8 protein-coding genes are annotated in these 12,965 nt (G+C 73.4%); 6 read left to right on the top strand and 2 right to left on the bottom strand.

All coding sequences use genetic code 11. The features are described 5' to 3' along the window. Positions 1-156 precede the first annotated feature (156 nt). The 4 genes from ABT093_RS32800 to ABT093_RS32785 all read left to right on the top strand — a co-directional run bounded on the left by ABT093_RS32800 (position 157) and on the right by ABT093_RS32785 (position 4,239). A complete protein-coding gene (locus tag ABT093_RS32800; RefSeq protein WP_350570568.1) occupies positions 157-1,149 on the top strand; it encodes a malate dehydrogenase in 993 nt (330 codons plus the stop codon). A gap of 142 nt (positions 1,150-1,291) precedes the next feature. Beyond that, positions 1,292-2,617 carry a hemolysin family protein gene (locus ABT093_RS32795; protein ID WP_350570567.1) on the top strand — a complete coding sequence of 442 codons (1,326 nt, stop codon included), beginning with the start codon at positions 1,292-1,294 and terminating at the stop codon, positions 2,615-2,617. A gap of 30 nt (positions 2,618-2,647) precedes the next feature. Beyond that, the gene (trpS, locus tag ABT093_RS32790; RefSeq protein ID WP_350570566.1) at positions 2,648-3,688 is read left to right on the top strand and encodes a tryptophan--tRNA ligase; all 1,041 of its coding nucleotides are present in this window, start codon (positions 2,648-2,650) and stop codon (positions 3,686-3,688) included. A 56-nt stretch (positions 3,689-3,744) separates the two neighbouring features. Beyond that, positions 3,745-4,239 (top strand): 2'-5' RNA ligase family protein, encoded by a 495-nt coding sequence (locus ABT093_RS32785; RefSeq protein WP_350570565.1) that lies wholly within the window; start codon positions 3,745-3,747, stop codon positions 4,237-4,239. Positions 4,240-4,305: 66 nt separating this feature from the next. Here ABT093_RS32785 and ABT093_RS32780 read toward each other — a convergent pair whose 3' ends face one another. After that, the gene (locus tag ABT093_RS32780) at positions 4,306-6,825 is read right to left on the bottom strand and encodes a CDP-glycerol glycerophosphotransferase family protein (RefSeq protein ID WP_350570564.1); all 2,520 of its coding nucleotides are present in this window, start codon (positions 6,823-6,825) and stop codon (positions 4,306-4,308) included. A gap of 196 nt (positions 6,826-7,021) precedes the next feature. Next, positions 7,022-10,597 carry a bifunctional glycosyltransferase/CDP-glycerol:glycerophosphate glycerophosphotransferase gene (locus ABT093_RS32775; protein WP_350570562.1) on the bottom strand — a complete coding sequence of 1,192 codons (3,576 nt, stop codon included), beginning with the start codon at positions 10,595-10,597 and terminating at the stop codon, positions 7,022-7,024. 148 nt (positions 10,598-10,745) lie between these two features. On the opposite strand from ABT093_RS32775, the gene ABT093_RS32770 reads away from it, so the two are divergent. Both ABT093_RS32770 and ABT093_RS32765 read left to right on the top strand, forming a co-directional pair. After that, positions 10,746-11,744, top strand: a complete 999-nt coding sequence (locus ABT093_RS32770; RefSeq protein ID WP_502884373.1) for a glycosyltransferase family 2 protein — start codon at positions 10,746-10,748, stop codon at positions 11,742-11,744. 90 nt (positions 11,745-11,834) lie between these two features. Then, positions 11,835-12,827, top strand: a complete 993-nt coding sequence (locus ABT093_RS32765) for a YihY/virulence factor BrkB family protein (RefSeq protein ID WP_350570561.1) — start codon at positions 11,835-11,837, stop codon at positions 12,825-12,827. Positions 12,828-12,965: the final 138 nt, after the last annotated feature.

Below are 12,965 nucleotides of genomic sequence, written 5' to 3'. Positions count from 1 at the left end.
CATCGTCTGTGACCAACCAGTCACGACCTCGCCCGAGGCGTACGCTTCCCTTTGCGATACCCTGACGCCGGTTCTCTCGATGTCGAGAGACCGTCCGCGGCTCCGGCGCGCCGAACGTGCCTGGGGCACCTGGCGATCTTGCTGGAGAAGGTAGAAATGACCCGCACCCCCGTCAACGTCACCATCACCGGAGCCGCCGGCCAGATCGGCTACGCGCTGCTCTTCCGCATCGCCTCGGGCCACCTGCTCGGCGCCGACGTCCCGGTGAACCTGCGCCTCCTGGAGATCCCGCAGGGCCTCAAGGCCGCCGAGGGCACCGCCATGGAGCTCGTCGACTGCGCCTTCCCGCTGCTGCGCGACATCACCATCACCGACCAGCCGAACGTGGCCTTCGACGGCGCCAACGTCGCGCTGCTGGTCGGCGCCCGTCCGCGCACCGCCGGCATGGAGCGCGGCGACCTGCTGCAGGCCAACGGCGGCATCTTCGGCCCGCAGGGCAAGGCCATCAACGACCACGCCGCGGACGACATCAAGGTCCTGGTCGTCGGCAACCCGGCCAACACCAACGCCCTGATCGCCCAGCGCAACGCCCCGGACGTGCCGGCCGAGCGCTTCACCGCGATGACCCGTCTGGACCACAACCGCGCCCTCGGCCAGCTCTCGGCCAAGACCGGCGCCCTGGTCTCCGACATCAAGCGCGTCACCATCTGGGGCAACCACTCCGCCACCCAGTACCCGGACATCTTCCAGGCCGAGGTCGCCGGCAAGCCGGCCTTCGAGGCCGTCGGCAGCGACCAGGCCTGGCTGGAGAACGACTTCATCCCGACCGTCGCCAAGCGCGGCGCGGCCATCATCGACGCCCGCGGCGCCTCCTCGGCCGCCTCGGCCGCCAACGCCGCCATCGACCACGTGCACACCTGGGTCAACGGCACCGCCGAGGGCGACTGGACCTCCATGGGCGTCGTCTCCGACGGCTCCTACGGCGTCCCGGCCGGCCTGATCTCCTCCTTCCCGGTCACCACCAAGGACGGCGCGTTCGAGATCGTCCAGGGCCTGGAGATCTCCGACTTCTCGCGCGGTCGCATCGACGCCTCGGTCAAGGAGCTGACCGAGGAGCGCGACGCGGTCCAGGAGCTCGGCCTCATCTGAGCCGACGCGCCCCGAGCGCTTCACGACGGCCCGCCGTCCCCGTTTCCCGGGGGCGGCGGGCCGTCTCCGTCGGGGGACCGGGGCAGCCGGGGGCGGCGTCGCGACGCCCTCCAGGTGCCGGCCGGTCCTACACTGACCCGCTGTGAACGAAACCCTCGAGGACGCCGCGCTCGTCCTCGTCTTCATCGTCCTGGGCGGTCTGTTCAACGTCGCCGAGATCTCGCTGATCTCGCTGCGCGAGGGCCAGATCCGGACGCTGGAGGCCCGCGGCACCCGGCGGGCGGCCCGGGCCGCGCACCTCGCGGCCGACCCCAACCGCTTCCTGGCGGCCGTCCAGGTCGGCGTCACCTGCATGGGCTTCCTCTCGGCCGCCTTCGGCGCCGACACGCTGGCCGGCAAGGTCGCCCCGCTGTTCGTGCGGGCCGGGCTCTCCGAGGGCGTCGCCGACGCCACCGCCCTGGTCGGTCTCACCCTGGTGATCAGCTACGTCTCGCTGGTGCTCGGCGAGCTCACCCCCAAGCGGATCGGCCTCCAGCGGGCCGACGCCATCGCCGTGCTGGCCGCGCCGGTGGTCGACGTCATGTCGGTGGTGCTGCGCCCGGCGATCTGGCTGCTCGGCCGCTCCACCGACCTGATGGTCCGGCTGCTCGGCGGCGATCCGAGGGCCGGGCGGGGCGCGATGAGCTCCGAGGAACTCCGCGGCCTGGTCGCCGCCAATACCGAACTCGGCAGCGACGAACGGGCGTTGATCGCCGACGTGTTCGCCGCCGGGGACCGCCGGCTGCGCGAGGTGATGGTCCCGCGCACCGAGGTGACCTTCCTGGACGCCGAGCGCCCGCTCGCCGAGGTCCGTGCCCAGGCGGACTCCTCGCCGCACTCCCGCTACCCCGTGGTCGAGGGCAGCTACGACGCGGTGACCGGCTTCGTGCACGTCCGCGACCTGTACGGGGCGCGCGGCGAACGGGCCGCCAAGGTCCGCGACCTGGCCCGCCCGGTCAAGCTGCTGCCCGCCTCCAAGCGGGTGCTGGAGGCGATGGGCGAGATGCGCCGCGAGGGCCACCACCTGGCGATCGTCGTCGACGAGTACGGCGGCACCGCCGGCATCGTCACCCTGGAGGACCTCGTGGAGGAGGTGATCGGCGAGATCCGCGACGAGTACGACACGCCCGAGCCGCCCCCCACCCGGCGGCTGGCCGGCGGCGGCATGGAGCTCGACGGCCTGCTCAACCTGGCCGACTTCGCCGAGGAGACCGGCGTCACCCTCCCCGAGGGCCCCTACGAGACGGTGGCCGGCTGCCTGGTGGCCGCGCTCGGCCGGCTGCCCGCCGACGGCGACCGGGTGCGGATCCCGGCCGGCCCCGGCGAGGAGGTGCGGCTGACGGTGGCCAAGCTGGAGGGCCGGCGGATCGCCCGGGTGGGGGTGAGTGCCGTCACACTGGCTCAACCGCCGGGGCCGGAGGTTTCCTGACCGGTCGGTGGAACTGGAACAATGGCGCGCATGGTCAACGCAGCGGTCACTGGTCCGGTCAAGGACCGTCCCCGGGTGCTCTCCGGCATCCAGCCCACCTCCGGCTCGTTCCACCTCGGCAACTACCTGGGCGCGGTGCGCCAGTGGGTCGACCTGCAGGAGGAGAACGACGCCTTCTACATGGTCGTCGACCTGCACGCGATCACCGTCGAGCAGGACCCGGCGACGCTGCGCCAGAACACCCGCATCTCCGCCGCCCAGCTGCTCGGCGCGGGCCTGGAGCCCGAGCGCTGCACCCTGTTCGTCCAGTCCCACGTGCCCGAGCACGCGCAGCTCGGCTGGGTGATGAACTGCCTCACCGGCTTCGGCGAGGCCTCCCGGATGACCCAGTTCAAGGACAAGTCGGCCAAGCAGGGCACCGCCGGCACCTCGGTGGGCCTGTTCACCTACCCGATCCTCCAGGTCGCCGACATCCTGCTGTACCAGGCGGACGCCGTCCCGGTCGGCGAGGACCAGCGCCAGCACGTGGAGCTCACCCGCGACCTCGCGGAGCGCTTCAACACCCGCTACAGCCCGACCTTCACGGTCCCCAGGCCGTACATCCTCAAGGAGACGGCCAAGATCCAGGACCTCCAGGACCCGGCCGTCAAGATGAGCAAGTCGGCGTCCTCCACCAAGGGCCTGGTCAGCCTGCTGGACGAGCCCAGGACCAGCGCCAAGAAGTTCAAGAGCGCCGTCACCGACACCGGCACCGTGGTCTCCTACGACGAGGAGCAGAAGGCCGGCGTCTCCAACCTGCTGCGGATCCACTCCGCGCTCAGCGGGCAGTCGATCGAGCAGCTGGTCGCGCACTTCGAGGGCAAGATGTACGGCGCCCTGAAGACCGAGCTGGCCGACCTGTTCACCGAGTGGGTGACGCCGTTCCAGGAGCGCACCAGGAGCTTCCTGGACGACCCGGCCGAGCTGGACCGCGTCCTCGCGCTGGGCGCCGAGAAGGCCCGCGAGGTGGCGTCCGAGACGCTGGCCACGGTGTACGACCGGATCGGCTTCCTCCCGGCCGCCAAGCGGTGACTCCGCTGACGAGTCTGCCCGGTGGTGAGGGTCTCCCGCAGACCCTCACCATCGGTGTGTCCGTCAGCGTCCCGGATCCGTACGGCGCGGCGATCCAGGACGCGCGGGCCGGGCACGGCGACCCGCTGGCCCGGTCGATACCCACGCACGTCACGCTGCTGCCGCCCACCGAGGTGCCGGCCGAGGCGCTGCCGAAGATCGAGGAGCACCTGGCCTCGGTGGCCGCCGCGCACCGGCCGTTCCGGATGGTGCTGCGCGGCAGCGGCAGCTTCCGCCCGGTCTCCCCGGTGGTGTTCGTCCGGGTCGAGGAGGGCGAACGGGAGTGCCGGCTGCTGGAGGCGGACATCCGCTCCGGTCCGCTGGCCCGGGAGCTGGCCTTCCCGTACCACCCGCACGTGACGGTGGCGCACGGGCTCGCGGACGACGTGCTGGACCAGGCCCACGAGCAGGCCCGGTCCTTCCACGCGGCCTTCCCGGTGCCCGGGTTCGGCCTCTCCCGGTTCGACGCCGACGAGGTCTGGCGCCCCTGGCGGGCCTACCCGTTCGGCTGAGCCGCCGCGCCGTCCGAGCCGCCGCGCCGTCCGAGCCGCCGCGCCGTCCGGGCAGTCCGTTCCGGGCTACCCGTCCGCCCGGCCGAGCTCCAGCATCCGGTCGGCCACCCGGCGGGCGGCGCCGCCGTCGTCCAGCGCGCAGTGCACCTGCCGGAAGTGCCGGTATCGCTCGGCGTACCCGGCGGGCACGGCGCCCCCGGTGTCGGCGAGCTCGCGCAGCGCCGCGACCAGCGCCGCCGAGTCGTCCAGCAGCGGGCCGGGGGCCTGCGCCTCGAAGTCGAAGGCGAAGCCGCGCAGGCTGTCCCGGTAGTGCGCCAGGTCGTAGGTGAAGAACAGCACCGGGCGGCCGGTGATGGCGAAGTCGAACAGGATCGACGAGTAGTCGGTCACCAGGACGTCGGCGACCAGCAGCAGCTCCTGCACGTCCGGGTAGTCCGCGCAGTCGACGGCGAAGCCGTCCCCGGTGCCGGTCAGCGGCTCGCGGACGTGCGCGTGCGGGCGCAGCAGCAGGACGTGGTCCCCGCCGAGCGCCCGCCGGGCCCGGTCGAGGTCGAGCCGCAGGTCGAGCCGGAAGCCGTCGCCGTCCGGGCGCGGCCGGTCCTCGCGCCAGGTCGGCGCGTAGAGCACCACCCGCCGGCCCTCGGGGATGCCGAGCCGCCGGCGGACGGCGGCCGCCCGCCGCGGGTCGGGGCGGGCCAGCACGTCGTTGCGCGGGTAGCCGGACTCCAGGATCTCGCCCCGGTAGCGGAAGGCCCGGCGCAGGATCGGGGTGGCGAAGGGGCTGGGGGAGACCAGCAGGCTCCAGTGCGGGGTCTCCCGGTCGAGGGCGGCGAGGTAGCCGTGGTCGGCGAGCCAGGGGTTGTCGACGTCGTGGGCGATCCGCTTGAGCAGGGCGCCGTGCCAGGTCTGGACGACGACCTGGCCGGGGCGGCGCTGCAGGAAGTCCGGGAAGTGGGTGTTGCCGACGAGGTAGCGGCTGGTGGCCAGCGCCCGGTACCACTCGGGGCTCCAGACCCGCACGGCGCGCACCCCGGGCGGCAGCTCGGCCTGGGCGTCGTCGACCACCCACAGGTGCTCCAACGGCGTGCCGCGCCGGGCGAGTTCGGCGTGCACGGCGCGCGGGGAGTCGGCGTAGCCGCGGCCGCCGAAGACGTCGTACAGCACGGCCTCGCGCAGCGGCTCGCGGCGGGCGGCGGGGTAGCCCGCGGTGCGCTGGCGGGCCTGGGTCCAGGCGCTGCGCTCGGTGGCGCTGAGGACCGGGGTGGAGTCCAGCAGCAGGGTGTCGTGCCAGCGGCGCTCCAGCACGATCCGCTTGCCGCCGACCGGGGTGGCGGCGGGCAGCGCGGCCAGGACGGCGGGCGCGGCGGTCAGCGGGCGGGCCGGGCCCGGCCCGTCGGCGGGGTGCAGCGCGGCCTCCCACAGACCCTTGCGCAACGGCAGCGCGGTGCCGTCGGAGCCGGTGCGGGTGGCGGGCAGCCGGACGGTGAACCGGCCGTCCGGGCCGTGCTCGACCGGGTGGCGGACCTCGGTGCCGCTGCCGCTGTGCCGCAGCACCAGGGCGAGCGGGCCGGGCGCGGGGCAGTGGCCGGTGAGGTCGAAGCCGCCGGCCCGGGCGGTGATCCGCTCGACCCAGCCGGCGGCGGGCCGCACGCACAGCTGGAGCCGGCCGTCGGCGAGGTGCTTGAGGTGCAGCACCCGGTCCTCGGCGCCGGGCAGCGGGTGCTGGCCGGCGACCGGTTCGGCGCGCTCGTCCAGGACGAGCGGGGCGGCGGCGCCGTCGGGGTCGACCAGGTCCACGTCCCAGTGCTCCAGCTCGCCGGTGCCGCGCCCCTGGGCGGTGAACAGCGGGTACGGCAGTCGGGCGGTGACGGTCCGTCCGGTGCGGACGGCGGGCTCGGTCAGCACGGTGCCGCTCTCCCGGTGGCGCAGCCGCAGCACGGTGCGGGCCTGGCCGGGGTCGGCGGTGGTGAGGTGCAGGCCGATGCCGTCGGGGGCGGGCACCGCCCGGGTGAGGCGGACGTCGGGGCGTTCGAGCCGCAGGGCGAGCCGGCCGTCGGCGAAGCGCGGCTGGAGGCGGATGTCGTGGTCCACCCAGCGGGCGGGCGGGTACTCGCCGGAGCCGCACCAGTGCGGGGCGAGGCCGCCGTACTGGCGGCGCAGCCGGGCGGGGCGGGCGAGGGTGAACAGGGTGACTTCGACGTTCCAGTCGCCGAGCAGCCAGCCGTCGGCGCCGCGCAGCCGGCGCGGTTCGACGAGGGCGGTGAAGCCGGCCCAGTCGTGGTTGTGCTCGGGCTGGGCGCTGTCGTCGGTGACCTCGGGGAGCCGGCGGGGCCGGGTGGGGACGTGGACGGGCTCCTCGCGGTCGTCGCGGCGCAGGCTGAGCCAGGTCCAGGCGGAGCCGGGGAGGGCGGTGGACCGGTCGTCGGGGCGGGCGAAGCCGGTGAGTTCGAGGCCGCGGCCGGTCCAGCGGGCGCGCAGCAGTCCGAAGGCGGCGTTCTCCTCCTCGCTCGGCAGCGGGGCGCCGAAACGGGGGTCGCCGAAGCGCGGCGCGGCGTGCGGGAGGACGAACCGGGTGAGGACAGCCATTTCCACGGACCTTTCTGGCGAGAATTTCCATCTCACCGGGAAAAGCATCCGAGGTCAATTTGGGAATGCCCTGGAAATTAGCTGAGGAGTTCCCTTTGGAAACGCCAGTTCGAAATTCCTGAATTTCGGGCCGGAAACGCCGGAGGCGCCCGGCGCGGTGTTCGCGTCGGGCGCCTCCGGGCCGGCGTCGGGCCGGTCAGGCCTCGCGGCTCAGCATGGCGTCCACGGCCCGGGCGGCGGCGTGGCCGTCGTCCAGGTCGCAGTACTTCGCACGGAACGCCGCGTACTTCCCGGCGTACTCGGCGGCGACCTCGTCCACCCGGCCGAGCGCCGAGACCAGCTCCCCGGAGGTGGCCAGCAGCGGGCCGGGCGCGTCCGCCTCGAAGTCCAGCGAGAAGCCGCGCAGGTTGTCGCGGTAGTGCGCCAGGTCGTAGGTGAAGAACAGGATCGGCTTGCCGGTCGCCGCGAAGTCGAAGGTCGACGCCGCGTAGTCGGTCACCAGCACGTCGGCGACCAGCAGCAGCTCGGCCATGTCCGGGTAGCTGCTGACGTCCCAGACGTAGCCGTTGCCGGCCTCGGCGATCTGCTCGCGGACGGTGGAGTGCCGGCGGACCAGCAGCACCTGGTCGTCGCCGAGCGCCTCCCGGGCCGCGGCCAGGTCCAGCTGGAGGTTCAGCTGGTAGCCGCCGTAGTGGCGGCGCCGGTCCTCGCGCCAGGTCGGCGCGTACAGGACGACCTTCTTGCCCTCGGGCAGACCGAGCCGCTCGCGCACCCGCTCGGCGGTCTTCTCCTTGTCGGCGGAGAAGAGCACGTCGTTGCGCGGCAGGCCGCTCTCCAGGATCTCGCCCTTGAAGTCGAAGGCGCGGCGCAGCACCGGAGCAGCCCAGGTGCTGCCGGCCAGCAGGATGCTCCAGTTCGGAACCTCCTTGGTCAGGCCCTTCAGGTAGTGCGCGTCGGTGAACCAGACCTTCTCGAAGTCGTGGCCCAGCTGCTTCAGCGGCGAGCCGTGCCAGGTCTGCAGGACGATCTGGCCGGGCCGGCGGACGAAGAAGTCCGGCAGGTGCGCGCTGGTGACGACGTACTTCGCGGTGGCCAGCGCCTCGAACCACTCCGGGCTGTAGAGCCGGACGGCGCCCGCCGACTGCGGCAGGTCCGCCTGCAGGTCGTCGCTGCCCCACAGGTGCTCCAGCGGCAGGCCGCGGCGCACCAGCTCCTCGTGGATCGCCCGCGGCGAGTCCGCGTAGAGGCCGCCGAGCGCGACGTTGTAGAGCACGGTGTCGCGCAGCGGCAGCCGGCGGGCGGCCGGGTAGTCGACCGTCCGCAGCTGGCGCTGGCGCCAGCCGCTGCGCTCCTCCGGAAGCAGTATGTTCTCCGCCTCCAGCTGCAGGCCGTCGTGGTGGCGGCGCTCCAGCACGATCCGCTTGCCGCGGGCCTCCACCTCCAGCGGCAGCGCGTTCCAGCACTCCGGGGAGATCAGCGCGTAGGAGGCCATGTCCGGGTGGAAGACGGCGCCGACCGGGCGGAACGAGATGTTCCAACCGCCCTGCGCCAGCGGCACGTTGCCCGCGAAGGACGCGGTCGGCACGGCGGGCAGCGCGGTACGGAACCGGCCGTCCGCGATCTCCACCGGGTAGAGGTGCTGCTCCTCGCCCCAGTGGTGGCGGACCACCATCTCCCAGCGGTGGGTGCCGGGCAGCGGGAAGGTGCCGCTGAGCAGGAAGCCGTCCGCGCCGCGCGCGGTGACCTCGTGCACGACCGGCTGCAGCAGCTGGTCCAGGAACTGCAGGTACCCGCCGGGGGAGGGCTTGGTGTACAGGGCGCGCCGCTGCTCGGGCTCGGCGTCCGCGTTGAGGACCAGGTTGAGCTGCTCCGGCGCGTTCCGGTCGTCCCAGGCGAGCGGCACGGTGGTGTCGTCGCTCAGCACCAGATGGGCGTCCCAGCGGTCGCGGGCGCGCTCCTCGGCGATCGGGTCCAGCTCGGCCCAGCTCTCGCGGACCTCGGTCAGCTCGGGGATCGGGAAGGAGGCGTGGAACGACTGCAGGCTGCCGACCGGGGTGCCCGCGGACACCGGGAAGAACAGCTCGCGCTCGGACTCGACGTGGGTGAGCCGCAGCCGGGCCCCGGCCAGCCGGACGCCGGAGCGGGCCGCGCCGGACACCTCGACGGTGTCGCCCTGCGCGGCGAGCCCGGTCACCCGGATCCGCACGTTCTCCACCCGCAGGTAGACGCTGCCGTCCCGGACGAACGGGACGATCCGCACGTCCGGCTCGACCCAGTGCGAGGGCAGGTAGATCGCGCTGTCCGCCCAGCCGGCCCAGATCCGGCCCTTGTAGACGCCGCCCTTGCCGGCGCCGGCGACCAGGACGCGCCAGTTGCCGTCCTTCCACTGGCCGCGGTGCTTGAGCTTCTCGGGGTCGACGGCGACGGTGAAGCCGGCCCAGTCGCAGTTGTAGAGGTCGTGGTGGTTGGAGGCGGTGGCCTCGGGGCTGTACACGGTCTTCATCGGCACCGCGATGACCCGGCGGCCCTTGGCCTCGCGCAGCACCAGCGTGCGGACCATGTCGTGCTTGTTGGCCGCGCCCAGCTGCTCCGGGTACGCGTGGCCGGTCAGCCGCAGCCGGCCGCCCTCCCAGCGCGACTCGTAGAGCCGGCTGCGGATGACGGTCGAGTTGCGCAGGCTGAGCAGGCCCGGCGGCACGCTCTTGCGGCCGCCGCGCAGGAACGGGTAGTCGGCGTACGGGCGCAGCAGCCCCTTGGCGATGACGCCGCCGTTGCTCTCGCCCTCGTACTTGATCTGCTCGACGAACTCGTCGATCCGGCCCTGCAGGGTCAGGTGGTACTTCAGGCGCAGCGGCGCGCGCAGCTTCTTGACCTGCTCGGGGCCGATCGCGCGCAGCAGCCGGCTGACGCAGCGGATGTAGGCGTCCCGGTACTCCTTGTCGCCGTCCACGACGGACCAGAAGAACATCGGGATCTCCTCGACGAGGGTGTTCTCGTCGTAGGACCTCAGGTACTCGGCGAAGCGCGGCTCGGTCTGCTTCTTCAGCCAGTTGCGGACCAGCTCGACCGAGGTGACGCGGTCGATCAGGCCCTTGGGGTTGGTGCGCATCTGGGTGATCGACATCTCGCCGACCTCGCGCTCGCGCCAGTGGTAGATCGGCTCGGAGAGCACGTCCACGCTCTTGGCGAGGTAGTGGTGCGGCACGCTGACCGGGGCGTCCTCGTACAGGATGCCCTCGGGGTAGAGGATGCCGGCCGCGTCGAAGAAGGAGCGGCGGTACATCTTGTTCCACGCGGTGCGGTCGGTCACCAGCGAGGGGATCTCGGTGACGTGCGTCTTGAGCACGGTCTTGGCGAACGGACGGCTGTGGCCACCGGACTGGTAGTAGCCGATCGCGCGGAACCGCAGCACGTTGCCGGTGGCGAAGTCCGAGCCGGTCTCGTCCAGCGTGTTGATCATCAGCTCGTACGCGCTGGGCGGCATCGAGTCGTCGCTGTCGACGAAGCAGAGGAACTCGGCGTCCGGGTCGATGTGCCGGATGCCGGTGTTGCGGGCCGCGCCGAGGCCCTTGTTGACCTGGCGGACCAACCGGAACCGGGAGTCCTTGGCGGCGTACGCCTCGGCGAGGGCGGCGCTGTTGTCCTTCGAACCGTCGTCGACCATGACGCACTCGAAGTCCGTGAAGGTCTGGGCGGCGATCGAGTCGAGGCACTCCACGAGGTAGCGCTCGACGTTGTAGATCGGGACGACGATGGAGAGGCGGGGAGCCATCGGCTACGCAGGCCTTTCTCTGGAGGAGCGTGGCAGCCCGGTTCGGGGTCTGACCGCACTTTGATCGGTGCGTACGTGCCAGTCGATCCTACCGTCCGGCCCAAGGCCCCCCGGGGCCGCGGTCCGGCACCCCCACTACCCTGGGGCCATGCCCCGCTTCAGTGTGATCGTCCCGGTCTACCGGGTCGAGGAGTACCTGCCCGAGTGCCTCGCCTCGGTGCTCGGCCAGGACGGCCCGGACTTCGAGCTCGTCGCGGTGGACGACCGCTCCCCGGACGGCTGCGGCGCCCTGCTCGACGAGGCCGCCGCCCGCGATCCCCGGGTGCGGGTGCTGCACCTGCCGGAGAACGTCGGCCTCGGCCGGGCCCGCAACGCCGGTCTGGAGGTCGCCACCGGCGACTACGTGCTCTTCCTGGACAGCGACGACACCCTGACCCCCGGTCTGCTGAAGGCGGTGGACGACCGGCTCGCGGCCGGCGGCGACCCGGACGTCCTGGTCTACGACTACGCCCGCACCTACGCCGACGGCCGGATCGTCCGGGCCGCCTCGGCCAAGGTCTTCGGCGCCCCCTCCCGGGAGGTCTTCGACCTCGCCGACCGCCCGGACCTGCTCGAACTGCTCCAGGTGGTCTGGAACAAGGCCTACCGCCGCGACTTCGTCACCGCCCAGGGCCTGACCTTCCCGGCCGGCTACTACGAGGACACCCCCTGGACCTACCCGGCGCTGCTCGCCGCCCGGAGCATCACCCTGCTCGACCGGGTCGGCGTCCACTACCGCCAGCGCCAGGAGGGCGGCAACATCCTGGCCACGGCCGGGCGCAAGCACTTCGACGTCTTCGGCCAGTACGACCTGGTCTTCGCGTTCCTGGACGGCCGCCCCGACCTGGACCGCTGGCGCCCGGTGGTCTACGGCCGGATGCTGCACCACCTCAACACCGTGGTCTCCCGGCCGGGCCGGGTGCCGCCCGGCGACCGCCGGGAGTTCTTCCGCCGCGCCGCCGAGCACTGCGCCCGGCTCCGCCCGGCCGGCTACCGTCCGCCCGGCGGGGCGGACGGGCTGCGCACCGAGCTGCTCGGCCACGGCCGGTACACCGCCTACCAGGCGGTCCGGGCGCTGGCCCGGGCCCGGCGGATGGTGCGCCGCTGAGCGCTCCGCCGCCGGGGGCCCGCGCGCCGGGTGCCCCGTTCCCGGCCGAGCCTGACGGCCGTTCGGGCGACGCGCGGGTATAACCGGACGGTGGACTTCCTGACCCGCCTTCCGGTGATCGGCCCGCTCGTCGCCCGGGTGCTGCGCAGCCGCCCGTACCGCGCCTACGAGCACTTCACCGCGCTGCGCGGCAACCGGCTGGCCGGCGCGGTCACCTTCTTCGGCTTCCTCGCGCTCTTCCCGCTGCTGACGGTCGCGCTGGCGATCGCCGTCGCGACCCTCAGCGACAGCCGGGTGGAGGACCTCCAGCACCGCATCTCCGACCAGCTGCCGGGCATCTCGGACGCGCTCAACCTGCCCTCGCTGGTGGCCAACGCGGGCGCGGTCGGCCTGGTCAGCGGAGTGCTGCTGGTGCTGTCCGGGCTCGGCTGGGTGGACACCATGCGGACCTCGATCCGGGACCTGTGGCAGCTGCCCGACGAGGAGGGCAACCCGCTGCTGCGCAAGGCCTGGGACTTCGTGGTGCTCGGCGGCCTGGGCGCGGTCTCGCTGCTCTCGCTCGCCGCCTCGGCCGCCGGCACCACGCTGGCGGGCCGGATCGCCGACTGGGCGGGCCTGGGCAGCGCCGGCTACCTGCTCACCGCGGCCGGCCTGCTGATCGCGGTGGCCTCGGACATGCTGCTCTTCGCCTACCTGCTGGCGCCGTTCCCGCGGATCGGCCACCAGCACCGGCGGGACGTCCTCAAGGCCGCGCTGATCGGCGCGGTCGGCTTCGAGCTGCTGAAGATCCTGCTCTCCTCGTACCTCGGCTCGGTCGCGGGGCGGAGCCTGTACGGCGCCTTCGGCGTGCCGGTGGCGCTGCTGCTCTGGATCAACTTCGTCTGCCGGCTGCTGATGTTCTGCGTGGCCTGGACCGCCACCGCCGACCCGGCGGCCGCCCGGGACCGGGCCCGGGGGCGCGCCCGGGCGATGGTCGAGGCGGCCGACGAGGCGGCCGGCGAGGCGGCCGGCGAGCGGGCCGGCGGGGAGGGCCCCGGCGGGCCGGAGCGGGGTACGACGCGGGCCCGGCCCCAGGACGGCTGAGACCGGGCCCCGGGCACTCGCCGGATCACCCGCCGGCGGCGCGCCGCCGGTTGAGCAGCAGCACGACGCCCGCGCCGCCCGCCGCCAGGGCCCGCCCGACGGCGGCCCAGCCGGCCGGTCCGAACCCGGCGTCCTGCC

Origin of the sequence: Kitasatospora sp. NPDC002551 (genome assembly GCF_040296005.1) — a bacterium.
Classification (GTDB): domain Bacteria; phylum Actinomycetota; class Actinomycetes; order Streptomycetales; family Streptomycetaceae; genus Kitasatospora.
The sequence above is the reverse complement of the archived record's forward strand: the minus strand, read 5'-3'. Positions and strand labels throughout refer to the sequence as shown.